Source organism: Psychrobacillus sp. PGGUH221, from assembly GCF_042055255.1.
Taxonomy (GTDB): Bacteria; Bacillota; Bacilli; order Bacillales_A; family Planococcaceae; genus Psychrobacillus.
In genome coordinates this window covers 250455-277308 of sequence record NZ_JAQMHQ010000006.1, presented here as the reverse complement: position 1 = coordinate 277308, position 26854 = coordinate 250455, and the positions used below count along the sequence as shown (strand labels likewise).

Annotated in this window: 21 protein-coding genes, 1 other RNA gene and 2 other annotated features; of the genes, 20 read left to right on the top strand and 2 right to left on the bottom strand. The window is 36.0% G+C overall.

Translation table 11 applies throughout. The features are described 5' to 3' along the window. Positions 1 to 120 precede the first annotated feature (120 nt). The 6 genes from secDF (at position 121) to dtd (ending at position 8516) form a co-directional block, all read left to right on the top strand. The gene (gene secDF / locus PGC35_RS12325; protein ID WP_375219372.1) at positions 121 to 2391 is read left to right on the top strand and encodes a protein translocase subunit SecDF; all 2271 of its coding nucleotides are present in this window, start codon (positions 121 to 123) and stop codon (positions 2389 to 2391) included. 73 nt (positions 2392 to 2464) lie between these two features. Next, complete coding sequence (locus PGC35_RS12320; RefSeq protein ID WP_375219371.1) at positions 2465 to 2788, top strand: LapA family protein; 324 nt, start codon at positions 2465 to 2467, stop codon at positions 2786 to 2788. Positions 2789 to 2848: 60 nt separating this feature from the next. Continuing rightward, the gene (gene recJ, locus PGC35_RS12315) at positions 2849 to 5203 is read left to right on the top strand and encodes a single-stranded-DNA-specific exonuclease RecJ (protein ID WP_375219370.1); all 2355 of its coding nucleotides are present in this window, start codon (positions 2849 to 2851) and stop codon (positions 5201 to 5203) included. Beyond that, positions 5194 to 5706 (top strand): adenine phosphoribosyltransferase, encoded by a 513-nt coding sequence (locus PGC35_RS12310; protein ID WP_375219369.1) that lies wholly within the window; start codon positions 5194 to 5196, stop codon positions 5704 to 5706. Before recJ ends, PGC35_RS12310 begins: the two co-directional genes overlap by 10 nt. Before the next feature lie 164 nt (positions 5707 to 5870). Further along, the gene (locus tag PGC35_RS12305) at positions 5871 to 8063 is read left to right on the top strand and encodes a RelA/SpoT family protein (protein ID WP_053588790.1); all 2193 of its coding nucleotides are present in this window, start codon (positions 5871 to 5873) and stop codon (positions 8061 to 8063) included. A 15-nt stretch (positions 8064 to 8078) separates the two neighbouring features. Further along, positions 8079 to 8516 (top strand): D-aminoacyl-tRNA deacylase, encoded by a 438-nt coding sequence (dtd, locus tag PGC35_RS12300; RefSeq protein ID WP_375219368.1) that lies wholly within the window; start codon positions 8079 to 8081, stop codon positions 8514 to 8516. A 215-nt stretch (positions 8517 to 8731) separates the two neighbouring features. On the opposite strand, the gene PGC35_RS12295 is transcribed toward dtd, so the two are convergent. Beyond that, the gene (locus tag PGC35_RS12295; protein WP_375219367.1) at positions 8732 to 10264 is read right to left on the bottom strand and encodes an N-acetylmuramoyl-L-alanine amidase family protein; all 1533 of its coding nucleotides are present in this window, start codon (positions 10262 to 10264) and stop codon (positions 8732 to 8734) included. A 114-nt stretch (positions 10265 to 10378) separates the two neighbouring features. Further along, positions 10379 to 10613, top strand: a binding site (T-box leader). Positions 10614 to 10667: 54 nt separating this feature from the next. Between PGC35_RS12295 and hisS the strand changes: the two genes are divergently transcribed. The 5 genes from hisS (at position 10668) to PGC35_RS12270 (ending at position 15204) form a co-directional block, all read left to right on the top strand. Beyond that, positions 10668 to 11942, top strand: coding sequence for a histidine--tRNA ligase (gene hisS / locus PGC35_RS12290; protein WP_375219366.1), 1275 nt, complete (start codon positions 10668 to 10670; stop codon positions 11940 to 11942). Between the two features lie 14 nt (positions 11943 to 11956). Then, on the top strand, positions 11957 to 13741 hold the full coding sequence (gene aspS, locus PGC35_RS12285; protein ID WP_375219365.1) for an aspartate--tRNA ligase: 1785 nt from the start codon (positions 11957 to 11959) through the stop codon (positions 13739 to 13741). 44 nt (positions 13742 to 13785) lie between these two features. Beyond that, a non-coding RNA gene (ssrS, locus tag PGC35_RS12280) (6S RNA) lies at positions 13786 to 13970 on the top strand. A 199-nt stretch (positions 13971 to 14169) separates the two neighbouring features. Then, the gene (locus PGC35_RS12275; protein WP_053588794.1) at positions 14170 to 14931 is read left to right on the top strand and encodes a tRNA threonylcarbamoyladenosine dehydratase; all 762 of its coding nucleotides are present in this window, start codon (positions 14170 to 14172) and stop codon (positions 14929 to 14931) included. Between the two features lie 78 nt (positions 14932 to 15009). After that, on the top strand, positions 15010 to 15204 hold the full coding sequence (locus PGC35_RS12270; RefSeq protein ID WP_056831590.1) for a hypothetical protein: 195 nt from the start codon (positions 15010 to 15012) through the stop codon (positions 15202 to 15204). A gap of 111 nt (positions 15205 to 15315) precedes the next feature. Here the strand turns inward: PGC35_RS12270 and PGC35_RS12265 are convergent, their stop codons facing one another. Next, a complete protein-coding gene (locus PGC35_RS12265; RefSeq protein WP_375219364.1) occupies positions 15316 to 16602 on the bottom strand; it encodes a replication-associated recombination protein A in 1287 nt (428 codons plus the stop codon). Positions 16603 to 16773: 171 nt separating this feature from the next. Between PGC35_RS12265 and cymR the strand changes: the two genes are divergently transcribed. The 9 genes from cymR to PGC35_RS12220 all read left to right on the top strand — a co-directional run bounded on the left by cymR (position 16774) and on the right by PGC35_RS12220 (position 26849). Then, positions 16774 to 17199, top strand: coding sequence for a cysteine metabolism transcriptional regulator CymR (gene cymR, locus PGC35_RS12260; RefSeq protein ID WP_053588797.1), 426 nt, complete (start codon positions 16774 to 16776; stop codon positions 17197 to 17199). Between the two features lie 13 nt (positions 17200 to 17212). After that, entirely contained in the window at positions 17213 to 18349 is a 1137-nt protein-coding gene (locus PGC35_RS12255) for a cysteine desulfurase family protein (protein ID WP_375219363.1), read from the top strand. Between the two features lie 64 nt (positions 18350 to 18413). Then, entirely contained in the window at positions 18414 to 19490 is a 1077-nt protein-coding gene (gene mnmA / locus PGC35_RS12250) for a tRNA 2-thiouridine(34) synthase MnmA (protein ID WP_375219394.1), read from the top strand. Positions 19491 to 19506: 16 nt separating this feature from the next. Beyond that, positions 19507 to 20163 carry a tetratricopeptide repeat protein gene (locus tag PGC35_RS12245; RefSeq protein ID WP_375219362.1) on the top strand — a complete coding sequence of 219 codons (657 nt, stop codon included), beginning with the start codon at positions 19507 to 19509 and terminating at the stop codon, positions 20161 to 20163. 20 nt (positions 20164 to 20183) lie between these two features. After that, positions 20184 to 22601, top strand: a complete 2418-nt coding sequence (gene recD2 / locus PGC35_RS12240; RefSeq protein ID WP_375219361.1) for an SF1B family DNA helicase RecD2 — start codon at positions 20184 to 20186, stop codon at positions 22599 to 22601. Between the two features lie 35 nt (positions 22602 to 22636). Then, positions 22637 to 22846, top strand: a binding site (T-box leader). A 197-nt stretch (positions 22847 to 23043) separates the two neighbouring features. Next, complete coding sequence (alaS, locus tag PGC35_RS12235; protein WP_375219360.1) at positions 23044 to 25677, top strand: alanine--tRNA ligase; 2634 nt, start codon at positions 23044 to 23046, stop codon at positions 25675 to 25677. 172 nt (positions 25678 to 25849) lie between these two features. Beyond that, a complete protein-coding gene (locus PGC35_RS12230) occupies positions 25850 to 26116 on the top strand; it encodes an IreB family regulatory phosphoprotein (RefSeq protein ID WP_053588802.1) in 267 nt (88 codons plus the stop codon). Positions 26117 to 26118: 2 nt separating this feature from the next. Then, a complete protein-coding gene (ruvX, locus tag PGC35_RS12225; RefSeq protein ID WP_053588803.1) occupies positions 26119 to 26538 on the top strand; it encodes a Holliday junction resolvase RuvX in 420 nt (139 codons plus the stop codon). A gap of 11 nt (positions 26539 to 26549) precedes the next feature. After that, on the top strand, positions 26550 to 26849 hold the full coding sequence (locus tag PGC35_RS12220; protein WP_056831602.1) for a DUF1292 domain-containing protein: 300 nt from the start codon (positions 26550 to 26552) through the stop codon (positions 26847 to 26849). The last annotated feature ends 5 nt before the right edge of the window (positions 26850 to 26854 follow it).

Genomic DNA, 26854 nt, shown 5'->3' with positions numbered 1-26854 from the left:
TAATAAATATGTTGCGTTTCTTGAAGTAGAACATATATCTTATAGTAATTGTTTAGCATCAGACGCCTGTTGCTTGTCGTAGCTGACAACGTTGGTAGCTTTTTAGGAGGAAATATACATATGAAAACTAGAGGACGCATAGTTGCGTTTTTATTACTTCTTGTAATCTTTGCAGGGACAATAAGTCCTACAGTTAGTGGAGTACTAAACAATATTAAACTAGGCTTAGATTTACAAGGTGGATTTGAAGTTCTTTATCAAGTAGAAGAATTAAAAGAGGGACAAAAAATTACAGAGGATGTAGTAGCGGATACCGCTTCCGCTTTAACTAGCCGTATTGATGTATTAGGAGTTAGTGAACCTAGTATTCAAATCGAAGGTGGCAACCGCATCCGTGTGCAACTTGCAGGAGTAGAAGACCAAAACTCTGCTAGAGAGCTGCTTTCTACACAAGCAAATTTAACTTTCCGTGATTCAGATGATAATATCAAGCTGGATGGAACTGATTTAAAACAAGGCGGAGCAAAAGCAGCCTTTGACCAAAATGGACAACCAATCGTTACGCTTGAGTTAAAAGATGCAAATAAGTTTGCGCAAGTGACGGAAGAAATCGCTGCTAAACCAGCACCAGATAATGTATTAGTTATTTGGCTGGATTTTGAAGAGGGCGTAGATTCCTATAAAGAAGAGGTTTTAAAACCTGATCCTAAATTCACATCAGCCCCTCGAGTGTCACAAAGAATTAGTTCAGATAGTGTTGAAATTTCCGGTACATTTACTGTTGAGGAAACTAAAAGCTTGTCAGGTATTTTAAATGCTGGAGCATTACCTGTTCACTTAGAGGAAATTTTCTCCACTTCTGTTGGTGCTCAATTTGGAGAATCAGCATTAAATAGTACAATATTAGCTAGTATTATTGGAGTTGCCTTAATATTTATTTTTATGATTTTCTACTATCGTCTTCCAGGTTTCATAGCAGTTATTTCTTTAGTCGTTTACATTTTCTTGATCCTTGTAATATTTGATTGGATTAATGGTGTATTAACACTTCCTGGTATCGCTGCGATTGTTCTTGGTGTAGGTATGGCAGTAGACGCGAACATCTTGACCTATGAACGTATAAGGGAAGAATTACGTGTTGGTAAGTCTGTTAAAAAAGCGTTTAATACAGGAGCAAAAGAGGCATTTACAGCAATACTAGATGCTAACCTTACGACGCTTTTGGCAGCTATCGTTTTATTCTACTTTGGTACAAGTTCTGTAAAAGGGTTCGCTACATTGTTGATCATCAGTATTTTAGTAGTATTCCTAACTGCAGTTTGGGCTTCAAGATTATTATTAGGCTTACTTGTAAATAGTGGGTATTGGGATAATAAACCAGGTTGGTTTGGTATTCCTAAGAAACGAATTCACGCACCTGAAGAAAATGTGGAAACACTTGATTTGACGACCAAATTTGATCGTTACGATTTTGTTCACAGCCGTAAAATATTCTATACTATTTCTATTGTATTGACCGTTGCAGGGATTATTGTGTTAAGTACATTAAAACTAAATCTTGGAATAGACTTCTCAAGTGGTACACGAGTAGATATAAAATCATCTCAACCGTTAACGCAGGAAGTTGTAGCAGAAAAACTGGATCACATTGGTCTTTCATCAGAAGATATAGTAATTTCAGGTGAAAATAATGATCTCGCAGTCGTTCGTTACAAAGAAGACTTTACGCAAGAAGAAGTTAAAACACTTAAAACGGAAATGACTCAAGAGTTTGGTATTGACCCAACTGTAAGTAGTGTATCTCCGACAGTAGGAAAAGAGCTTGCAAAAAATGCAATAAAAGCCCTTTCTATTGCAGCACTTGGTATTTTAATTTACGTTGCATTCCGTTTTGAATGGAGAATGGGTGTAGGTTCCATCGTATCCTTAGTACATGATGCATTCTTAATGGTAACTGTTTTTAGTATATTACGTTTAGAAGTCGATATAACGTTTATAGCAGCAGTGTTAACGATTGTAGGTTATTCAATTAATGACACAATCGTTACATTTGACCGTATTCGAGAGAACTTGCATCGAAGTAAAAAGATTACGACAGAAGAGGAACTTGCGATAATTGTTAATAAGTCATTAAGACAAACACTTGGTCGTTCCGTTAATACAGTACTGACTGTTGTATTAGTAGTTGTTGCATTATTAATCTTTGGTGCAGAAGGAATTCGAAACTTCTCTATCGCATTGCTAATTGGATTACTTGCAGGAACATATTCATCCATTTTTATCGCAGTTCAAGTTTGGTTTGATTTAAAAGTGAAAGAGCTGCGGAAAACTGGTGGGATCGATGTACAAAAAGAAGAGAAAAAATGGGGTTCAGATGAGCCTGTCGTATAATGGTTAATAAAAGATAGAACAGGGTATATTTTATATATTCTGTTCTATTTTTTTATTGAAAAGAGGAATATAGATGAAATTACAATGGTCACTTTTATTTGGATTAATATTTGCCGTTATTATTGCTCTTTTTGCTGTTAATAATGTAGAAAAAGTACCTGTAAATTACGTTATTGGTACAGCGCAGTGGCCGCTCATTTTAGTTATTTTAGGTTCTGCACTTCTTGGTGCTCTCCTAAGTGGTTCTATTGCAATATATCGCTCATTTGTTCTTACCCGTAAAGTAAGAAATTTAGAAAAAGAACTTGAAAAGAAAAATGCTTCTTTAAACGATTTTCAACATGTACAACAAGAGAAACAGCTGAATAATCAAACAAAAGCCTTTGACGAAAGTTAAAGGTTTTTTTATTAGCTCCATATAATCTTGTAGTATAATAGAGGTTAAGGAAGTGAAAATATGATTCAGTCGCAAAAAAGATGGAAAATTTCAAGACCAGATGAACAATTAGTATCTACTTTTGAGAAGGAACTTTCTATACCTAGTGTTTGTGCAAAAGTAATGGTATCAAGAGGTTTTCAAACGGTAGAAGAAGCTTATAACTTTTTACATTTGACGAAAGACCATATACATAATCCTTTTTTACTGAATGGGATGGACGAGCTAGTTGCACGTATTTTCAAAGCAATTGATCAACAAGAAAGGATTATGGTATATGGAGATTATGATGCTGATGGAATTACTAGTACTACAGTAATGATGAAAACCTTACTTTCTATGGGTGCAGATGTGATTTTTAAAATTCCGAATCGATTTATTGATGGCTATGGCCCTAGCGAGCGTTTATTCCAAGAAGCTTACGATGAAGGTGTTAGATTAATAATTACCGTAGATAATGGAATTTCTGGACTTAAACCAATTCAATTTGCAAAAGATCTTGGTATGGATGTAATTGTAACGGATCACCATGAACCAGGTGAGGAACTTCCAGTAGCAGATATCATTATACATCCCGGTTTAAAGAATACATCTTATCCGTTTCCACATTTAGCTGGAGTCGGTGTCGCATTTAAAGTAGCACATGCCTTATTAGGTGAGGTTCCTAAGGAGTTATATTACTTAGTTGCAATTGGAACAATTGCGGATTTAGTTTCCTTAACAGGAGAGAACCGCTACTTTGTGCAGCAAGGAATAAAGCAAATGAATGGGTCAAATCTGATAGCTATCGAAGCATTGGCAAAAGTTAGCGGAATTGAAGTGCCTACCATTAACGAGGAAACAGTAGGGTTTATGTTTGGACCCCGAATAAACGCAGTAGGTAGATTAGGTGAAGCAGCTCCAGGTGTTGAATTATTTTTAACAGAAGACACAGCTGATGCACACGCAATCGCAAACATGTTACATGAGAAAAACAAAGAAAGACAAGCCATTGTGAAACAGATATCCGACGAAGCTATTCAGTTAATTGAACAGGCTGGCAACATAGAAGGACCTAGTGTAATTGTTGTTGGCAAAAAAGATTGGAATCCTGGCGTCTTAGGAATTGTCGCTTCCAAACTCGTAGAAAAGTATTACCGCCCCGCAATCGTATTGGGGTTTGATGAAGAAAAACAAATTGCTAAAGGTTCTGCTAGAAGTATAGAAGGCTTCCATATGTTCAAGGAGCTCGCTAAAAATAGTGATATTATACCTCACTTTGGTGGACATCCTATGGCAGCAGGTATGACTTTGCCGCTTGATAATGTTGGAGAATTAAGAGATAGATTAATAGACCAAGCGAAAGCTTGTTTGACGGATGAGCATTTAATACCAGTTGTTTCCATTGATGTACCACTGGAAATGAATGAAATTACAACGGAAGCAATAGAATCCTTACAAAAACTTTCTCCTTTTGGGATGGATTTTGCTAAGCCTGTGTACTGTATAGAAAATGTGGAGGTTGCAACAGTACGAAAAATTGGTTCTGCACAAAACCATGTGAAAATGGAGCTCAAATATGGTGGTATAGCTTTGGATGCCATTGGCTTTGGTAAAGGAGAATTAGCGGATGAGATTTCACCAACAGCTAAACTCTCATTCATTGGAGATTTACAAATTAATGAATGGAATGGTCGGAAAAAACCTCAGCTAATGATTGAAGATGCCAAGTCAAACGATTGGCAGCTGTTTGATATACGTGGTATTCGTCAAGTAAATCGTTGGTTGCCGACGATACCTGTAGAAAAAAATGTATTTATTGCTTTTAACGAAGATACTGTTTCCCATTTTAACTCTCTTATAAAAGAAAAAATTTGGATTTTTGCTGATCTAATAAATCATCAGATCAAAGCAGATTATGTCACTATATTGGATTTGCCAAATGATGAATCTTCTATTAATAAATTGTTAGAATACCACAATTGGTCAAGAGTCTATGCACACTTTTATGGCAATGATTCTATTTATTTTGAAGGACTTCCTTCTCGGGAACAGTTCAAATGGTATTTTTCATTTTTGTCTAAAAGAAAAACATTTGCATTGAAAAAGAATATTCATGAACTATCCAAACATACAGGCTGGAGTCAAAATACAATTAATTTTATGTCACAGGTGTTTTTTGAACTTAATTTTGTTAGAATAGACAATGGGATGTTAGTGTTAAATGAACAACTGACTAAGTCAGATTTATCGGAAGCACCAGCGTATAAACAACGTGAGAAACAAATAAAACTTGAACAAAAGCTATTATACGCCCCGTATATGGAGCTGAAACAATGGTTTGAAGAGCGGAAAGCAGTACAAACCGTTCCTGAGGAGGAGCATTTATGGATTTAAAGCAATATGTGACGACAGTAGAAGACTGGCCAAAACCAGGTATTAGTTTTAAAGATATTACAACAATTATGGATAATGGAGAAGCATATAAATATGCAACTGACCAAATTGTCGAATATGCTAAAAAAGTACAAGCAGATATTATTGTAGGACCTGAAGCACGTGGATTTATAATAGGTTGTCCTGTTGCTTATGCACTTGGTGTTGGATTTGCTCCTGTTCGTAAAGAGGGCAAGCTTCCTCGTGAAGTAATTCGTGCAGAATATGGTTTGGAATATGGAAAAGATGTTTTAACGATGCATAAAGATGCCGTGAAACCTGGTCAAAAGGTTCTTATCGTAGATGATTTACTTGCTACTGGTGGTACAATTGATGCAACCATTAAATTAGTAGAAGAGCTAGGTGGAGTTGTAGTTGGTTGTGCTTTCTTAATAGAGCTAACGTATTTAGAAGGAAGAAATAAGCTGGATAACTATGATATTTGCACATTGATGCAATACTAATTACTTCATTAACAAACTTTCTTTGAAAGCGTTGAGTGCTTTTATTTTCTTAAGCTTTGCTTTTCTCAACAGTCAAAGGGGTGGACTTTACAAGTCCATCTTTTTTTTTATACAATATAACTTATATACTATTCTAGAAATATAACGAAATCAGGTGACTTAGCATGGCAAAAGATCAAGTGAAGACAGCAGAAGATGTTTTCCAAACACTCTCTACTTATATGAATGAAGAGCATGTTTCCTTTGTCAAAAAAGCATATAATTTAGCAGAGCATGCGCATCGAGAACAATTCCGAAATTCTGGTGAACCATACATATTACATCCTATTCAAGTAGCCGGAATTCTTGCTGATCTTCAAATGGATCCCGAAACCGTTGCTGCTGGCTTTTTACATGATGTTGTAGAGGATACTGAATATACGAGAGAAGATATCGTTCGTGAATTTAATGAAGAAGTTGCACTACTAGTCGAAGGTGTTACAAAACTAGGTAAAATAAAATATATGTCAAAAGAAGAGCAGCAAGCGGAAAATCACCGAAAAATGTTTATTGCTATGGCACAAGATATACGTATTATTTTAATAAAGCTTGCAGACCGTTTACATAATATGCGTACGTTAAAACATTTACCGGAAGAAAAACAGCGACGTATTTCGAACGAAACATTAGAAATATTTGCTCCACTTGCCCATCGTCTTGGAATATCAGCAGTGAAATGGGAACTTGAGGATACAGCACTTCGCTATTTAAATCCCCAACAATACTATCGCATTGTTAATTTTATGAAAAAGAAGCGTACGGAACGAGAAGCGTACTTAAAAAATGTAATGAATGATATTCGTAAACAGTTAGATGATATGGAAGTAGATGCGGATATTTCGGGTAGACCAAAACATATATACAGTATTTATCGTAAAATGGTTGTTCAGAACAAACAATTTAATGAGATTTATGATTTGCTAGCTATGCGAATTATCGTCAACAGCATAAAAGATTGTTATGCCGTTTTAGGGGTTATCCATACACTGTGGAAACCAATGCCTGGTCGATTTAAAGACTATATAGCGATGCCGAAACAAAACTTATATCAATCACTCCATACGACTGTAATTGGTCCTAATGGTGATCCGTTAGAGGTGCAAATCCGCACAGAAGAAATGCATAATATTGCGGAATATGGGGTTGCAGCTCACTGGGCATATAAAGAAGGTAAAAAGGTTGAAAATAATAAACAAAATATTGACTCGAAATTAACATGGTTTAGAGAGATTTTAGAGTTTCAACAAGAATCTTCAAATGCGGAAGAGTTTATGGAATCTTTAAAATTCGATTTGTTCTCTGATATGGTTTACGTATTTACCCCTAAAGGTGATGTAATTGAACTTCCTGCAGGCTCAGTTCCAATAGATTTTGCATATCGAGTCCATTCTGAAGTTGGTAATAAAACCATTGGTGCGAAAGTGAACGGCAAAATGGTTCCGTTAGATACGAAGTTAAAAACAGGGGATATCATCGAGGTCTTAACATCTAAGCAATCCTTTGGGCCAAGTCGCGATTGGGTAAAAATTGCCCAATCCTCACAAGCAAAAAATAAGATTAAGCAATTTTTTAAAAAGCAGCTTCGTGATGAGAACGTTATTAAAGGTAAAGAACAAATTGAAAAAGAAATTAAAGCACAGGAATTTGATGTAAAAGAAGTATTAACTCCTGATAACATTAAACGAGTATGCGAGAAATATGCATTTGCCGGGGAAGAGGATTTGTATGCTGCTGTTGGCTTCAATGGAATTACAGCACAGCAAGTTGTAAATCGATTAGCTGAGAAAATGCGGAAAATTCGCGACCAAGAAGAAGCACTCGAAAAAATTACAACTGAAATGAAAGCTCCTGCACCTAAAAAGTCTACTGAATCTGGTGTTGTTGTAAAAGGCATAGAAAATTTGTTAATACGACTTTCTAGATGTTGTAGCCCTGTACCTGGAGATGAAATAGTAGGTTTTATAACTAAAGGAAGAGGAGTCTCGGTTCACCGAGCAGATTGCCCTAACGTTCAAAGTGATGAATCCCACTCTAGAATAATCGAAGTGGAATGGGAGCAATCGGATACTCCAATGAAAAAAGACTATCAAGTAGATATAGAAGTATCTGCTTTTGATCGAGCTGGTCTATTAAACGAAGTACTGCAAGTAGTAAATGAGTCAAAAACGAACATCGCTGCTGTAAGTGGAAAAATAGAAAATGATATTGCAACGATTAATATGACAATAAAAATCACAGATATTGCCCATTTACATAAAGTGGCTGATCGTATTAAGCAATTGCCGGATGTATATTCGGTTCAACGAATTATAAATTAAAGGGGTTTTTTTCTCATGAAAGTATTATTACAGCGTTGCAAAAATGCATCTGTAACAGTTGATGGGGAAATTACTGGCTCCATTGGTCATGGATATCTATTATTAGTCGGCATTACTTCAACAGATAGTGAAAAAGAAATAAACTATTTAACCGACAAAATTGCTGGACTACGTTTATTTGAAGATGCAGAAGGAAAGATGAATCACTCTATTGTAGAAACTGGTGGATCTATCCTTTCTGTCTCTCAATTTACGTTATACGCAGATACTCGAAAGGGAAGAAGACCGAGTTTTATTGATGCAGCACGTCCAGAAATTGCAAAGTCTTTATGGGAATTATTTAATGATAAGCTTCGTGAGAAGGGGTTTGTTGTAGAAACCGGGATTTTTGGTGCTATGATGGACGTTACTTTTACAAATGATGGACCTGTGACGATAATGTTAGAAGCATAAAAAGTGATAGTAGAAAAAAGTCAATATAATTCAGACAGTAAACAAACTCAAAAATATGAGTTGATTACTGTCTTTTTATTTTTTGAGTTTTTAAGTATTTTTGTTGTTTCCACAAGACTATGTAATAAGAAAATAAAAAATGGGAGCGATAAGTTTCATAGTCACTTACCGCTCTTCAATATTTCACCTTATAAATAATTGTATGATTGGTTTCACTATTTCTCTAGCTGATCATCAAAATAGTTAATGATTCCATTATATATTCCGTGTGTTGCTTGTTCTCTATATTTTTCTGTTGTTACTTGACGTTCTTCGTTTGCGTTACTCAAATAACCTAACTCTATTAAAATAGCTTTCTGTTTATTTTCTCGAAGAATTAAATAATTTCCAGGTTGTGTTCCTCTGTCTTTCAGAGAAACCATATCGCTCAGTTCTTTATGAACATAGGAAGCTAATTCTTTTTGGTAATCATACATATAGTATGTAGTTAATCCTCGAACGGAGTTATTTTCTATTGCATCGTAATGCAGACTGATAAAAGCATCTGCAGCGTTTTGATGACTTATAGATACTCGTTTACGTAAATCAACGTAAACATCAGATTCTCTTGTCATGATGACATTTGCCCCTGCAGATTTCAATTTAGTAGATAATAACTCTGCAGTTAATAGCGTAATATCTTTTTCATCCGTTCCTAATGCTCCGGTAGTTCCACGGTCATTTCCGCCATGTCCAGCATCAATTACTAGAGTTAAACCATTTAAAGTTCCTTTTTTACGACTTTCTTTTGGTTTTTCAGAAGTTATTGGTGCAGAATCATTTGTTGAAACGACCCAACTTGCTACGAAAGCAGTCGTTTTATCTGCTAGCTCAATTTTATACCAATCATTTATTTTTTCAATTACAGTAAAAGTTTCACCAGCATCCACCCGGGCAACCACTTCACTACTAGTTGCACTATCGGAACGTAAATTTGTTCCATTGTATAGAATTTTAATTGATTCATTGGACGTGGCTGATTGAACGGATGATTTTGGTTGCTCTGCGAAATTACCATAAAAGCTATAAACCCATCCCTTTTTACCGTTCTTTAATTTTATTTGAACCCAATTATGATCTTTTTCAAGAATTTCAAAGGCTTGGTTTTTTTCGACTTGTCCGATTTTCCTTGAAGATAGATCTGGCTTCGCACGAACATTAAGAATATCTACTGAAACCACAAACATATCTCCGCTGGAGGTGACTTCTGTTTTCGGCTGTTCTTCTTTTGTTTGGTCTACTATTGAAACGTATTCACTATGTACCCAACCCTTTTGATCGTTGAAAGCTATCTCAATCCATTCACCTTCTGATTTTAAGGCAATAAATTGATTTCCTTCTTGTAGTTGGCCAATTACTGCAGACGATAATGAAGGTTCTTTTCGGACATTTAGTTTATTTACTTTTGAAACAATTTGTTTATTTGTTATTTCAATTGCTTCGCTTTTTGTATACCAACTAGCGACCCAACCATTTGTTTCTCCATAATTGATTTGTAGCCAATCATTTTCTTTACCAATAACTGTGAGCTTATCATCTTGCTCCACTGTACCTATTACGTTATATGTAAGACCAGGACCAGAACGAACTTTAAGTGATTCCACATTTACTGTCACATCATTTTCTTGTGCATAAACATGAAAAACAGGTATAACTAAAATAATAGAAATAATGATAAATGTCATTTTCTGCATTAGTTTGTCGATCATTGTATCCCCCCTATCCTTATTGTAAATATTCTGTCATGAAATTTCTACCTTTTGTTTAAAAAGGTTGACTTATTTCATTCCTGTTATTAAGATAAAGTATAATTATATTCAATTAACAAACCTGTGACCGAAAAAGTAGCTGTGATAAACGGATGACTAGAGAGGGAGAGACGCGGCTGAAATCTTTCCTACAGACGAAAACAGTGAACAACATTCGAGAGGTTTTTTGTCGAAAAAGAATTCTTTAGTAGGCAAAAACGGGGCTGGTCGTTATCCAGAAATGAGAGGGTCAATTGTTTGACCAACTAGGGTGGAACCGCGGAAGCTAATATTAGCTCTCGTCCCTTGCTATTAAGCAAGGGATGGGGGCTTTTTTTATTTGTCATAGAAAGGGGCAATAGCCATGGATATTAAGGTGCCAAGAGGAACACAGGACATTTTGCCAAGTGAAACAGGCAAATGGCAAATAGTAGAGGATTTAATCAGAGAGACATGTCGACTATATCAATATAAAGAAATTAGAACTCCTGTATTTGAACATACTGAATTGTTCACTAGAAGTGTGGGTGATACAACGGATATTGTCCAAAAAGAAATGTATACATTTCAAGATAGAGGGAACCGTTCATTGACATTAAGACCTGAGGGAACTGCTTCGGCAGTAAGAGCATTTGTTGAGCATAAAATGTTTGGATACCCTGATCAACCTGTAAAGTTGTATTATATGGGTCCGATGTTCCGATATGAAAGACAACAAGCAGGAAGGTATCGTCAGTTTGTTCAATTTGGAATTGAAGCAATTGGAAGTGCGGATCCTGCAATAGACGCAGAGGTAATTTCATTAGCGATGTCAGTCTATCAAAAAGCGGGATTAAAAAAATTAAAGCTCGTTATCAATTCACTAGGAGATACGGAAAGTCGAGTAGCTCATAAAGAAGCGTTAGTAAATCATTTTGAACCACATATCGAAGCGTTTTGTTCAGATTGCCAAAATAGACTTCAAAAAAATCCACTTCGTATTTTAGATTGTAAAGTTGACCGTAACAACCCATTAATGGCTACTGCTCCATCTTTAGCAGATTTTTTAAATGAAGAATCAGCAGCTTATTTTGAAAAAGTTAAAGATTATTTAACGGCACTTAGAATCGAATTTGAAGTAGATCCAAATTTAGTACGTGGTCTAGATTATTACAATCACACGGCATTTGAAATTATGAGTGCTGCGGAAGGATTCGGGGCAATTACGACACTTGCTGGTGGTGGAAGATATAACGGATTAGTAGAAGAACTAGGTGGGCCAGCATCTCCAGGAATTGGATTTGCAATGAGTATAGAAAGATTATTACTTGCTATTGAAGCAGAGAATAAGGAATGGGCTGATCCTTCCTCGTTAGATGTATATGTTATTGGTATAGGAGAGACTGCTAAGAAAAAAGCAGTAGAACTTACGTATGAACTCCGTCAAAATAATATCACTTCTGAAATGGATTACTTAGATCGAAAAATGAAAACACAAATGAAATCAGCAGATCGTCTCAAAGCAAAATTTGTGCTTGTAATCGGTGACGATGAAATGGAAAAAGAAAGTGCTATGCTAAAAAATTTATCAAACGGAGAGCAACAACTTGTTCCTTGGGTTCAATTAGTAGAGCAATTGAAAAATAGTATTTTAGCTTGAGTGGAGGAAGAAAAATGAAAAGAACACATACTAGTGGTGAATTAAATGAACAACATATTGGCAAATCTGTCCAACTAATCGGATGGGTACAAAAAAGAAGAGACTTGGGTGGATTGATTTTTGTTGATGTTAGAGATCGCTCCGGGTTAGTTCAAGTAGTATTCAATCCTGAACTTTCACAATCTGCAATCGATGTAGCGGACAAACTTCGTAATGAATACATTATTGAAGTTCATGGTACAGTGATTGCTCGTGCTGAAAATCAAATTAACCCTAATATTCCTTCTGGCTCAATAGAGGTTCATGCAACGGAAGTAACAATAATAAACGAAGCTAAAACTCCACCATTTCCTATAGAAAATCAAACGGATGCTGGGGAAGATATTCGTTTGAAATACCGCTATTTAGATTTAAGAAGACCAGTAATGTATGACACATTTAAAATGCGTTCTGATATTACAAAAACAGTAAGACGTTTTTTAGATGACGAAGGATTTTTAGAAGTAGAAACACCGATTCTTACAAAATCAACACCTGAAGGTGCTCGTGACTATTTAGTTCCTAGTCGTGTACACCCAGGAGAATTTTATGCATTACCACAATCACCACAATTATTTAAACAAATGTTAATGGTATCCGGTTTTGAAAAGTACTACCAAATAGCTAGATGTTTCCGTGATGAAGATTTACGTGCGGACCGTCAACCAGAATTCACACAAATCGACATGGAAATGAGCTTCTTATCGATGGATGAAATTTTGGAAATGAATGAACGAATGATGAAAAAAATTATGAAAGATGTAAAGGGCATCGACGTAACCATTCCTTTTAATCGTATGAACTATGATGAAGCGATGAATCGTTTTGGATCTGATAAACCAGATGTACGTTTTGGTTTAGAATTAGTAGACCTATCCGAAATTGTGAAAGATAGTGCATTTAAAGTATTTGCTTCCGCAGTTGAGAATGGTGGGCAAGTTAAAGCAATTAACGTTAAGGGTGCAGCAGATAACTATTCAAGAAAAGATATTGACGCTCTTGGTGAGTTTGCGGCTGTTTATGGTGCAAAAGGTCTTGCTTGGTTAAAAGTGGACCAAGAAGGTTTGAAAGGACCTATCGCTAAGTTCTTTGAAGGAGATGCTGCAACAAGCTTAATTGAAACATTAGAAGCTACTGCAGGAGACTTACTATTATTTGTTGCGGATAAAAAATCAGTTGTAGCTGATGCACTTGGAGCACTTCGTATGAAGTTAGGGAAAGACCTTCAACTGATCGATGAAAGTAGATTTGAATTCTTATGGGTAGTTGATTGGCCGTTATTTGAATACGATGAAAAAGAAGGGCGTTATTATGCTGCGCATCATCCTTTCACAAGACCTTTCGACGAGGATCTTGCTTTAATGGATTCAGAACCGAGTAAAGTGCGAGCACAAGCTTATGACTTAGTGTTAAACGGATATGAGCTTGGTGGAGGGTCATTACGTATTTATTCTAGAGACGTTCAAGAGAAAATGTTTGAAATTCTTGGTTTCTCAGAAGAAGAAGCGAAAGAGCAATTTGGTTTCTTAATGGAAGCATTTGAATACGGAACGCCTCCACATGGCGGGGTAGCTTTCGGTTTAGATCGTTTAGTTATGTTGCTTTCAGGGAGAACAAATCTTCGTGACACTATCGCATTTCCGAAAACAGCAAGCGCTAGTTGCTTGTTAACTCAGGCTCCTAGTTCTGTAGCTTCAGCCCAACTTGAGGAATTAAGCCTAAATGTGATTGTTCAGAATAGTGAGAAAATATCACGATAAAATAATTGAAGTTTAAAAAATGTTGTGCTATCATACAAGTAATACGAATCCTGATGTGTTCGCAACGTGCTAATCAGTTTTGACCGAACAACTATATCGTCGGGAGTCTAACTTTTATTATAAATGACATGCCCTTAATAGGGACGCCAGGATTAATAAAGAGGACACCCACCTGCTAAATGCGGGTTCAAAACGATACGCTTTATTTGTCGGCACTATTGGGATTCGTCCTAAATTACTTATATCCCCTCTAGCAAGAATTGCTGGGGGGTTTTTCATGGCTATAACTAGAATGATGGTTCACCCAACTTGAATTTGGGAATTCCATTTTAGAGTTTTCACCTTCAAGTGAGGTACATAAGCTGAACTCAAGTGAGATAAGACGAATTTAATATTCAACTAATATGTTATAAATGGAGTGTTTTAGTATGTTACATCAATTTTCTAGAAATGAACTAGCAATAGGGCAAGAAGGTATCGAATTATTAAAAAATACAACTGTTGCCATATTAGGTGTTGGTGGAGTAGGGTCATTTGCAGCTGAAGCATGTGCTAGAAGCGGTATCGGCCGAATCATATTAGTAGATAAAGACAATGTAGATATTACTAATATCAATCGACAATTAGTAGCTTATATGTCTACGATTGGACGCTCTAAATCCGAAGTGATGAAAGAAAGAATTGCGGATATTAATCCAGAATGTGAAGTAATTGACATGCATATGTTTTATACAGAAGAAACATATGAACAGTTTTTCGAATTGGGAATAGATTATGTAATCGATGCATCAGATACGATTATTTATAAAATCCATCTAATGAAAGAATGCTTAAAACGTGGTATTAAAATAATTTCAAGTATGGGTGCCGCAAACAAAACAGATCCAACTCGTTTTAAAATTGCGGATATCTCTAAAACTCATACGGATCCTATTGCTAAAATAATTCGAACTAAATTACGTAAAGAGGACCATATTACAAAAGGAATTCCTGTCGTGTTTTCAGATGAAAGCCCAATAATTGTTCGTGAAGATGTAGTTGGAACTGTTGGAAAACCAGACGCAGCAATTCGTAAAGCGAAAATGCCGCCATCTTCCAATGCTTTTGTTCCATCTTCTGTTGGTTTAATTTGTGCTAGTTGGGTCATTAATAATATCACGAAGGATATTCATATAAATCGAGTACAATAATTTGTTGAAAATTTTTCCTTTTAGCCTATACTAGTATTAAAGAAAAAGAAAAGTGTACAAAAGAGGAGGAAGTCATATATGACAGAGCTAAATAATCAAGATGCTCCAAAAAAGAAAATGACATTACAAGAAGCAGTGAAACAAAAGCTTGAAGAAAAGAAAAACCAAGCTTCTGGTGGAAAATCAGTAGGAAACGGTACAGCAACCAACCAAAAAATGAAGAGCCAACAGACGAAGAAAGTGAGTAATACTAGACGCAAGATGGGTGTTTAAAGGTATTACAATATAGAATCGTTAACTAAATGGTCTGCGACGAGCTTTGCGCAGGAGCACTACTAAAAAGTAAAAATCCAGTCACGTTTGGAATGACTGGATTTTTGCTTTTTATTTTTCTATTTTAAACTTTTCTAACCTATTATATATGGCGGAAAGTCGTTTTTCTTCTCCAGCTTCAATTGGAGTATAGAATTTACTTCCGATAAGATTATCTGGTAAGTAGGTTTGATTGACCCATCCTCCGAATGTACCGATTTTATGATCATGAGGATAAATATACCCTCCATGACCAAGGTCCTTAGCTCCCGCGTAATGTGTATCTTTTAAATGGCTAGGAATGTCTCCTGTTTTGCCTTGATGTATACTTGCTATTGCAGCATCTAAAGCTGAATATGCTGAATTGGATTTCTCAGAAAGACACATTAATACTACAGCGTTCGCTAAAGGGATACGGGCTTCTGGGAGTCCTAGTCTTTCCGCAGACTGAATCGCTGCAAGCACTTGTGGACCAATAGAAGGATTTGCAAGGCCGATATCCTCATAACTCATAACAAGCAATCTTCTTGAAACAGCAACTAAGTCTCCGTTTTCAAGTAAATGCGCCAAATAGTAAAGTGCGGCATCTGTGTCACTTCCACGTACGGACTTTTGTAAAGCTGATAAGAGGTTATAAAAGTGAGAGCCCTTTTTATCTCCAAAAACACCCACTCTATCCACAAGACTGTTCAATATAGAATCTTCCACTTTCGTAACGCCGTTTTCTTCAAAGCTAGCAAATATGGTTGATTCTAATAAGGTTAATGCTTTTCTTGCATCTCCGTTTGCCGCATCCGCTATTTTTTTTCTTTGTTCATTACTTATTTCAATAGCTACGTTTCCGAGCCCTTTCTCAGAGTCTTCAAGTGCTCTTTTTAGCAGAAGATCTACGTCCTCTGATGTAAGCCGTTTTAGTTGTTTAATTTCTCCACAACGGGATCGTATTGCAGGGTTTACATCGTGAAATGGATTTTCGGTTGTTGCACCTATCAATATAATAGAGCCATTTTCTACGTGAGGTAATAATGTATCCTGTTGAAGTTTATTAAAACGATGGATCTCATCTAAAAATAAAATGACCTTTCCCGTTAATCTCGCATCAGCTACGACATCTTCTACATCTTTTTTGCCAGCCTTTGTTGCATTTAATGCTACAAAAGGTAGTTTAGTTGTACCTGCAATTGCAAATGCAAGAGAAGTCTTGCCAACTCCTGGGTCCCCATATAAAAGCATAGAAGGGACATGTCCATTTTTTATCATTTTATATAATGCTGTATCTTTTCCGATAACATGTTGTTGTCCAGCTATTTCATCTATTGTTTGGGGTCTCATTCTATATGCTAAAGGTTCATTATTCAAAATGATCTCTCCTTATTCAAACATCTGTTCTTTAATTATAACGAAGTAGAGCTGAAAAGTCATTTTGAAGTCGTTATATAATGTATTTATGCTATACTAGGGAAAGAATTTTTCAATTCCTGGGCTACGAGTATGCACAGGCTAATTAGATATTTAATGGGGTGGAATATATTGAAGTTTTCAACAAAAGGACGTTATGGATTAACCATTATGATAGCGCTAGGTAAACAGTACGGAGAGGGTCCATTGGCACTTCGTCAAATTGCATCGGATCATAATTTATCGGAGGCTTATCTTGAACAAATTGTATCTCCTCTTCGAAATGCAGGACTAGTTAAAAGTGTCAGAGGCGCTTACGGTGGATATATGCTATCGAAAGTCCCTAACGAAATTACTGCAGGTGATGTTATTCGTGTATTAGAAGGACCTATTCAAATAGTTGAAGGTATTGAAGAGGAAGAGCCACCACAACGAGAGCTTTGGATGCGTATTCGTGACGCAGTGAAAAATGTGTTAGAGACGACTACAATCGAAGATTTAGCAAAACATACAGAAGATGATCCAAAGAATAATGATGGATATATGTTTTACATTTAAGGAGTAGTTTGAAATGACTAGAATTTATTTAGATCACGCCGCAACAACACCAATGGCAGAAGAAGTGATCAGAACCTTTACAGCTGAAATGAACGATGAATATGGCAATGCTTCGAGTATTCATCAAACAGGCCGAAGAGCACGGAAGAAACTAGATGAATCAAGAACCATTCTAGCTTCAAGTATAGGGGCAAATGTAAACGAAGTAACCATTACTAGTGGTGGGACGGAAGCAGATAATTATGCTATTTTTGGGACTGCTTTTGCACGAGTGCAAGAAGGAAAACATATTATTACAACCCAAGTCGAACATCATGCTGTTTTACATGCATGTGAACAATTAGAACGTGAAGGTTTTGAAGTAACTTATTTACCTGTAAATGAAGAAGGAATCATTAAGGTCGATGACTTGAAAAATTCACTTCGAGACGATACTATATTAGTTTCTATCATGTTTGGAAACAATGAGGTGGGCTCTGTTCAGCCAATTCGTGAAATTGGACAGCTTTTAAAAGATCATCCTGCTTACTTTCATACAGATGCAGTTCAAGCATACGGTAGTATCTCGATTAATGTGCAAGAACTTCATATTGATTTACTTAGCGTTTCTAGTCATAAAATTAATGGTCCAAAAGGTATTGGTTTTTTATATCAACGAAATGGAATATACTTAAAACCATTATTTTATGGTGGTCAACAAGAAAGAAAGAAACGTGCAGGAACAGAAAATGTTCCTGCAGTAGTTAGTTTTGCAAAAGCTGTGGAGTTAAAGCAACAACACTTAGAGGAAAATAGTAGGGCATTAAACAGTCTAAAAAATGCTTTTGTCCAACAATTAATAAACAATGGTGTTGATTTTTCTATTAATGGATCTAAAGTAAATGTTCTTCCACATGTATTAAATATTAGTTTTCCAAAAACAGATGTAGAAACGTTTTTAGTTCAACTTGATTTAGCAGGTATTGATGCCTCTAGCGGTTCAGCTTGTACTGCAGGTTCTATAGATCCATCACATGTTTTAGTAGCAATGTTTGGTGAGAAATCCCCAGAGCTAAGGAATTCTGTACGCTTTAGCTTTGGAATCAATAATTCGGAATCTCAAGTAATTGAAGCAGCAAATAGAATTAGTAAAATTATTCTAGGATTTTAACGAATAATTAGAAATGAGTGTTTAAAAAGTGAAAAAAATAGAGGATACACGAGTAGTAGTTGGAATGTCCGGTGGAGTCGATTCATCCGTTGCAGCATATTTGTTAAAAGAACAGGGATATGATGTAATCGGTATATTTATGAAAAATTGGGATGACACCGATGAATTTGGAGTATGTACAGCAACGGAGGACTATGATGATGTTATTAAAGTATGTAACCAAATCGGTATTCCGTATTATGCTGTAAATTTTGAGAAGCAATATTGGGATAAAGTTTTTACGTATTTCCTAGAGGAATATAAAGCAGGTAGAACACCAAATCCAGATGTTATGTGTAACAAAGAAATTAAATTCAAAGCATTTTTGGAGCATGCTCTTGCACTTGGAGCGGATTATTTAGCAACTGGTCATTATGCCCAAGTGGAAGTAAGAGATGGACAAACTCGTATGCTCCGCGGAAAAGATGCTAACAAAGATCAAACGTATTTCCTAAATCAATTAAACCAAGACCAATTAGAAAAAGTAATGTTTCCCATTGGTCACTTAGAAAAGAAAAAAGTGCGTGAAATTGCTCTTGAACAAGGTCTTGCAACTGCAACTAAAAAAGATTCTACTGGAATTTGTTTTATTGGAGAACGAAACTTTAAAGAGTTTTTAGGTCAGTATTTGCCTGCTCAACAAGGTGTGATGGAAACGATGGATGGTAAACCAATGGGTAAACATGATGGGTTAATGTACTATACAATTGGTCAACGTCATGGTTTAGGTATCGGTGGATCAGGTGATCCATGGTTTGTTATTGGTAAGGATTTAGAAAGAAATGTATTGTTAGTTGGTCAAAATATTAATAATGATGCACTATTTTCTACAAGCCTAAAAGCTACAGGTCTTTCTTTCACTACTACTATAGAAAAACCAAAAAGTTTTGATTGCACAGCTAAATTTAGATATCGTCAAGAGGATGTCGGAGTTCACGTGGAATTACTTCCGAATGATGAGGTTTTAGTTACTTTTGATATGCCGGTACGTGCCATTACACCAGGACAAGCAGTTGTTTTCTATCAAGGAGACGAGTGTTTAGGTGGAGCAACGATTGATAAAGTGTTCAAAGATGGTATGCAATTGGATTACGTCGGCTAATTGGGAGGAATATACAATGAATTTTAATGAATTGGGTATACAAGCCATTCAAGAAGAAAACTATGAAAAAGCAGCAGAGTTATTCACGAAGGCGATTGAAGAAAATCCAAATGAAGTAATTGGATATATCAATTTTGGAAATTTGCTAGCATCTATGAATGAAAATGAACGGGCAGAAAGATTCTTTCAAAAGGCGATCGTATTAGATGAACATGCTGCGACAGCTTATTATAGTTTAGCTAATTTATATTTTGAAGCTGACCGATTTGAGGAAGCGGCGAAGTTATACGAAAAAGCAATAGCTAATGGAATTGAAGGGCCGGATGCTTATTTTATGTTAGGAAAAAGCTTTGAAAAACTAGGTCAAACAAAGTTGTCGCTTCCATACTTTCAAAGGGCATATGAGATGGACTCACACGATTTACAAATAAAGCTATCTTATGCTATCGCTCTAGCAAGTTTTGAAATGTTTGTAGAGGCGGAACCAATTTTAAAAGAAATTTTACTAGCAGATACAGAAAATGCGGATGCCCACTATAATCTAGGTGTGCTTTATGCAGTGTCCACTACAAATACTGAGGCGGCACTACACCATTTAAAAGAAGCTTATACCATTCAACCAAGTTATGATCAAGCACGTTATGTGTACGATATGATTTCTCTACGCAATTAACTACAATCGGAGGCGGTAGTATGACCATGGAAATAAATAATGAAAAACAATTTATTACTGGTCGTCCTATCGTTTCTATTTTTCATAATCCCCAAAACCTATTTTCTATCATTAAATTAAAGATTAAATCTACTAACACTACATACAAAGAAAAAGAAATAATTGTGACTGGCTACTTTCCACCTTTAGTTTTGGAAGAAGCCTATAAATTTACTGGGGTTATAAAAAATCACCCCAAATATGGCGTTCAATTTCAAACAGAAACTTTTCAGAAGGAAGTTCCTGCAACAGAACAAGGGATTGTTCATTATTTATCTAGTGATATGTTTCCTGGGATTGGAAGGAAAACGGCAGAACAAATAGTGAAGATGCTTGGTCAAAATGCTATTAATAGAATATTAGATGATCCAACTGCACTAGATGTAATTCCGAAACTGGCTGAAGATAAAAAGCAAACATTAAGAGCTGTTTTGGAACAAAACTTAGGTCTAGAAAAAGTAATGATTCAGCTCAATGAATGGGGTTTTGGTCCTCAGGTTGCGATGAAAATATATCAGGCATACAGAGAAGAAACAATAGATGTATTAACCAAAAATCCATATCGTCTAATTGAAGAAGTTGAGGGAGTAGGATTTGTTCGAGCGGATGAACTAGGATATAAACTTGGTATTCAAGGTAATCATCCGGATCGTATAAAAGCGGCCATTTTCCATTTATTACAGACTGCTTCTCTTAGTGAGGGTCACGTTTTTTTATATGCGGAACAATTATTGGAATCTGTCAAAAGTTTATTGGAAAGTGCACAAAGAGAGGAAATCTCTTATGAAGCAATCACAAAGTGTTGTATTGAGCTCTCCGAGGAAAAACGAATTGTAGGAGAAATCAATCGATTCTACATCCCTTCCCTTTATTTTTCAGAAGTAGGAATTAGCTCTAAAATTGAATCATTACTTAACGAAAATGATTCACATCATAAGTTTCCGCTATCTGAAATGAAAAAGCATCTCGGTGGTATAGAAGAAAGACTTGGGGTTCAATATGCTAAGACGCAAGTACAAGCGATTGAAACGGCGCTCAATTCAAGTATGACACTTCTCACTGGTGGTCCTGGAACTGGGAAAACGACAGTAGTAAGAGGAATTGTTGAGTTGTATGGTGAGCTTCATGGACTTTCCCTAGATCCAAAAGAGTGGGCAAAAGACAAAAAGCCTTTTCCTGTCGTTCTAGCTGCCCCTACCGGTAGAGCTGCAAAGCGTTTAAGTGAATCTACAGAATTACCTGCTATGACTATTCATCGATTATTAGGCTTTAATGGTCAAGAAGATTCGGAAGCAGAAGGGAAAGAAATCGAAGGGAAATTAATTATTATTGATGAAACTTCGATGCTTGACACTTGGCTTGGTCACCAGTTATTAAAAGCTATCCCAAAGGATGCCCAGGTTATCTTTGTAGGTGACCAAGACCAATTACCACCTGTTGGCCCAGGGCAAGTCTTAAAAGATTTATTGGCTTCTGAACGAATTCCAACCGTGGAGTTAAAAGATATTTATCGCCAATCGGAAGGATCCTCTATTATAGAGTTGGCACATGAAATGAAAAATGGGCAAGTCCCTCAAACTTTATTGGAAAAGACGAAGGACCGTTCTTTTATTAAAGCATCTACGGAACAAATCCCAAAAGTAGTTGAACAAGTATTAAAAAGTGCACTCACAAAGGGTTTTTCTATACGTGATATTCAAGTATTGGCCCCTATGTATAGAGGCCCAGCTGGAATAGATGCCTTAAATAAAATGATTCAAGAAATGGTGAATCCTAATACGGATGGCAAGCGAAAAGAAATGGTATTTGGGGAAACGATATACCGTATAGGAGACAAGGTACTTCAACTAGTTAACCAACCGGAAAGTAATGTATTTAATGGTGATATGGGTGAGGTAGTAAGTATTTTTAAAGCTGCAGAGACGGTTGAAAAGAAAGAAATGCTTGTTATTTCATTTGATGGAAACGAAGTAACATATGAAAAAAATGATTTAAGTCAAATTACATTAGCTTACTGTTGCTCCGTTCATAAATCACAAGGTAGTGAATTCCAAACAGTTATTATGCCAATAACGAGAAGTTATATGAAAATGCTAAGAAGAAATCTATTATACACAGGTATAACAAGAGCAAAAAACTTCTTAATATTATGTGGAGACCCAGAAGTTTTTAAGTTTGGTGTACAACGAAAAGATGACCTTCAACGATTGACAACTTTAAAGAACCGTTTAACTTTAAGTGAGGAAAAAAATAATATAAGTGAAGAAAATATAGAAGAGACAATTGCGGAAATTCAAACGGACTCTACTTACTTGTCAGCGGACAATTATCACCAAATCGATCCATTAATCGGAATGAATGGTATTACTCCTTATCAATTTATGGAAGGCGATAATTGACATTGGTAGGATAGTTTTTTATAATCAAATGCATAAGCAAATCGATGATAGAGAAAGTACTCTTGTTTACTGTAAAGAGAAAGATTCCTTGGCTGAAAGAATCTTCAGATCCTAACAAGTAGGAAAGCTACTCTTGAGTGCAGTCAAAACCTGCCGTATAGCCGCGTTAAGGTTACTGAGAGACACAATAATTTTGTATTGTGTAACTAGGGTGGTACCGCGAAATTATAGCTTTCGTCCCTTTTTTAGGGATGAAGGCTTTTTTTATTTTATTCAGTAGATTATTTACATTTTCTTTAGTTGTATGAAATGGAAAATATAGTGATAATCCATTATGTTGAATAAAATGAAAGCCTTCGGCGATTGACCAGATTTATATTGTCGAGAAAGCTTGTAATACGGCAATGCGATTTTAATTTTCTATTTTAGGAGGAAAATACGTATGAAACAATTAACTGGTGCACAGATTAGACAAATGTATTTAGATTTTTTTATGGAAAAAGGGCATGCACAAGAGCCTTCAGCTCCCTTAGTACCGAACAATGATCCTTCTCTACTATGGATCAACAGTGGTGTTGCAACATTGAAAAAATATTTTGATGGACGCGTAGTACCTGAAAATCCTCGAATTACGAATGCACAAAAATCTATACGTACAAATGATATTGAAAACGTAGGGAAGACAGCAAGGCACCATACATTTTTTGAAATGCTTGGAAACTTCTCTATCGGCGATTACTTTAAGAAGGAAGCAATCCATTTTGCTTGGGAGTTTTTAACGGGTGAAAAATGGATAGGATTTGACCCAGAGAAATTATCTATAACAATTCATCCTGAAGATGAAGAAGCATATACTATTTGGAAGGAAGAAATAGGTATTCCTGAAGAACGTATTATACGATTGGAAGGGAATTTCTGGGATATAGGAGAAGGTCCGAGTGGTCCAAACTCTGAAATTTTCTATGATCGCGGTGAATCTTACGGTAATGATCTAAACGATCCTGAATTATATCCAGGTGGAGAAAATGAACGATACTTAGAAATCTGGAACTTGGTATTTTCACAATTTAATCATAATCCAGATCATACGTATACACCACTTCCAAAACAAAATATTGATACGGGAATGGGACTAGAACGTATGGCAAGTGTTGTACAAAATGTACCAACAAACTTTGATACAGATTTATTCATCCCAATCATCCGACAAACGGAAGAAATTTCAGGAAAATCTTATCGTACGAATAACGAATATGATACAGCTTTCAAGGTAATTGCAGACCATATCCGTACCGTAGCATTCGCAATCGGAGACGGGGCTCTTCCTTCTAATGAGGGCAGAGGATACGTGTTACGTAGATTACTTCGTCGAGCTGTTCGATTTGCGAAACAATTAGGTATAGACAAGCCATTTTTATTTGAGTTAGTGCCAGTAGTTGGTGAAATAATGAAAGACTTCTACCCAGAGGTAACAAATAAACAAGATTTTATTATGCGCGTAATTAAAAACGAAGAAGTACGTTTCCATGAGACCCTTCATGATGGGCTTGCTATTTTAGAGAAGGTAATTGTGGAGCAACGAGAAAAAGGAGAATCTTTCATTCCTGGAACTACAACGTTCACACTATATGATACTTATGGATTCCCAATCGAGTTAACGGAAGAATATGCAGAAGAAGCTAATATGACAGTTGACCATGAAGGATTCAAAGAAGAAATGGAAGCACAGCGTAATCGCGCACGTGCAGCACGACAAAATGTAGATTCTATGCAAGTACAATCTGAAGTTTATGGAAATATTCACGATGATAGTGAATTTGTTGGTTATGATACGTTATCCGTTACAACAAATATAACAACAATCGTCCACGGAGAAGCACTTGCTAAATCAGCAAGTGAAGGGGATGAAATTCAAGTAGTACTATCTCAAACTCCTTTCTATGCAGAGAGTGGCGGACAAATAGCTGACCACGGGATTATTGAAAATGATACTTTTAGAGGCTTTGTAAAAGACGTTCAAAAAGCACCAAATGGTCAAAATCTACACACTGTCATTGTAGAATCAGGAGAGGTAACAACCGGTGCTGAGGTTATAGCTAAAGTAGACCGCTCATTACGTGGTCATACGGTGAAAAACCATTCTGCTACACATTTACTTCATCAAGCATTAAAAGATGTGTTAGGAACACATGTAAACCAAGCTGGTTCATATGTTGGGCCAGATCGACTTCGATTTGACTTTTCTCACTTTGGACAAGTAACAAAAGAAGAGCTTGAACAAGTAGAACATATTGTAAATGAAAAAATTTGGGAAAATATTCAAGTTGTTACAGGTTACCATAATATTGATGAAGCGAAGAATATGGGAGCTATGGCATTATTCGGAGAAAAATACGGTGAGATTGTACGCGTAGTTCAAATGGGAGAATTCTCATTAGAATTATGTGGTGGGATTCATGTGCATGCAACTTCCGAAATAGGGTTCTTCAAAATCCTTTCCGAAAGCGGTATTGGAGCAGGTACTAGACGTATTGAGGCTGTGACAGGAAAAGGTGCTTTTGAAGTTGTAAAAGAAGAGGAAAAAACATTAGTTGAAGCAGCGAATCTGTTAAAAGCTCAACCAAAAGACTTAGTAACAAAAGTAACCCAAACATTAAATGACTTGAAAAACGTACAAAAAGAAAATGAATCACTATCTGCAAAAATTGCAAATAGCCAAGCTTCTTCCGTATTATCGGCTGCTCAGACTATAAATGACATAACGGTTCTTTCGGTTAAAGTAGATGCAAAAGATAATAATCAATTGCGTCAAATGATGGACGATTTAAAACAAAAACTTGAAAAGGCAGTTATTGTACTAGGTGCAATTGACGGTGATAAAGTAATGATCTCTGCTGGCGTTACAAAGGATTTGGTTGGCGGAAACTATCACGCAGGAAATATTGTCAAATTAGTAGCGGAACAGTGTGGAGGTAAAGGAGGAGGAAGACCTGACTTTGCAATGGCTGGTGCAAAAGATGGTAGCAAGCTTGAAACTGCTTTAAATTCGGTATATGAGTATATCAAATCGGTTTAATTCTCATTTCGTTGGACATCCCAACATGCATATTTTTGGGTAAAATTTATCACATGAAAGAAACAAAAACAGTATTCATGCAACATGTGTATTTGATACTATTTCCAAATTCGGTTATACTATGGATAGATATGTAAGATTGCCTATTAAAATTGAAAGCGAGGTGCTGATCATGAGTTCATTTGACAAAACGATGAAATTTAACTTTCCTGAAGAATCTATGGAACAGGAAGTAAAACATGTGATGCTACAAGTACACTCAGCATTAGAAGAAAAAGGGTATAATTCAATCAATCAAATTGTAGGTTATCTTCTATCTGGTGATCCAGCTTATATTCCTCGCCATCAAGATGCGCGAAATATGATACGTAAATTGGAACGAGACGAAATTCTAGAGGAATTAGTAAAGTTCTATATTAAAAAAAATAATGAGGCTTAAGTATGCGGATAATGGGTTTAGACGTTGGTTCAAGAACAGTAGGAGTAGCAATAAGTGATGCACTTGGTTGGACTGCCCAAGGTATTGAAACAATAAAAATTAACGAAGAAAATCTAGAGTTCGGTTTAGAACGGATAGATGAATTAGTCAAGGAGCATACTGTAACAGAATTTGTTGTAGGTTTCCCAAAAAACATGAACAACACTATTGGTCCACGTGCAGAAGCATCGGAACATTATGCGAAGTTATTGACTGATAAATACAATCTCCCTGTCACCATGTGGGATGAAAGATTGACAACAATGGCTGCGGAACGTATGTTAATAGATGCAGATGTTAGCCGTAAAAAACGTAAACAAGTGATTGACAAGATGGCTGCTGTAATGATTTTACAAGGCTATCTTGATAGAAAAAATAGATGAGGTGACTGCAAATGGACCACGGTCAAGAAAATATCACAATTGTAGATGAAAATGGAAATGAGCAGCTTTGTAACGTATTATTTACTTTTGAATCAGAAGAGTTTGGCAAATCTTATGTTCTATATTATCCAATAGGTGCAGAAGAAGATGAAAATGAAGAAATTGAAATTCATGCATCATCTTTTACTCCAAATGAAAATGGAGAAGATGGAGATCTACTTCCAATTGAATCAGAAGCTGAATGGGATATGATTGAGGAAATGTTAAATACTTTCCTTGATAACGAAGAAGAAGAAGAAGAAGAGGAATAATTAAT

Bases quoted from the DNA above. Each gene is read 5' to 3' on its own strand.
- PGC35_RS12255 (WP_375219363.1), top strand. From the start codon at position 17,213: ATGACTAGAATTTATTTAGATCACGCCGCAACAACACCAATGGCAGAA.
- alaS (WP_375219360.1), top strand. From the start codon at position 23,044: ATGAAACAATTAACTGGTGCACAGATTAGACAAATGTATTTAGATTTT.
- ruvX (WP_053588803.1), top strand. From the start codon at position 26,119: ATGCGGATAATGGGTTTAGACGTTGGTTCAAGAACAGTAGGAGTAGCA.
- PGC35_RS12230 (WP_053588802.1), top strand. From the start codon at position 25,850: ATGAGTTCATTTGACAAAACGATGAAATTTAACTTTCCTGAAGAATCT.
- mnmA (WP_375219394.1), top strand. From the start codon at position 18,414: ATGTCCGGTGGAGTCGATTCATCCGTTGCAGCATATTTGTTAAAAGAA.
- PGC35_RS12310 (WP_375219369.1), top strand. From the start codon at position 5,194: ATGGATTTAAAGCAATATGTGACGACAGTAGAAGACTGGCCAAAACCA.
- PGC35_RS12220 (WP_056831602.1), top strand. From the start codon at position 26,550: ATGGACCACGGTCAAGAAAATATCACAATTGTAGATGAAAATGGAAAT.
- recD2 (WP_375219361.1), top strand. From the start codon at position 20,184: ATGACCATGGAAATAAATAATGAAAAACAATTTATTACTGGTCGTCCT.
- PGC35_RS12275 (WP_053588794.1), top strand. From the start codon at position 14,170: ATGTTACATCAATTTTCTAGAAATGAACTAGCAATAGGGCAAGAAGGT.
- recJ (WP_375219370.1), top strand. From the start codon at position 2,849: ATGATTCAGTCGCAAAAAAGATGGAAAATTTCAAGACCAGATGAACAA.
- PGC35_RS12245 (WP_375219362.1), top strand. From the start codon at position 19,507: ATGAATTTTAATGAATTGGGTATACAAGCCATTCAAGAAGAAAACTAT.
- aspS (WP_375219365.1), top strand. From the start codon at position 11,957: ATGAAAAGAACACATACTAGTGGTGAATTAAATGAACAACATATTGGC.
- dtd (WP_375219368.1), top strand. From the start codon at position 8,079: ATGAAAGTATTATTACAGCGTTGCAAAAATGCATCTGTAACAGTTGAT.
- PGC35_RS12305 (WP_053588790.1), top strand. From the start codon at position 5,871: ATGGCAAAAGATCAAGTGAAGACAGCAGAAGATGTTTTCCAAACACTC.
- PGC35_RS12320 (WP_375219371.1), top strand. From the start codon at position 2,465: ATGAAATTACAATGGTCACTTTTATTTGGATTAATATTTGCCGTTATT.
- PGC35_RS12270 (WP_056831590.1), top strand. From the start codon at position 15,010: ATGACAGAGCTAAATAATCAAGATGCTCCAAAAAAGAAAATGACATTA.
- PGC35_RS12295 (WP_375219367.1), bottom strand. From the start codon at position 10,264: ATGATCGACAAACTAATGCAGAAAATGACATTTATCATTATTTCTATT.
- hisS (WP_375219366.1), top strand. From the start codon at position 10,668: ATGGATATTAAGGTGCCAAGAGGAACACAGGACATTTTGCCAAGTGAA.
- secDF (WP_375219372.1), top strand. From the start codon at position 121: ATGAAAACTAGAGGACGCATAGTTGCGTTTTTATTACTTCTTGTAATC.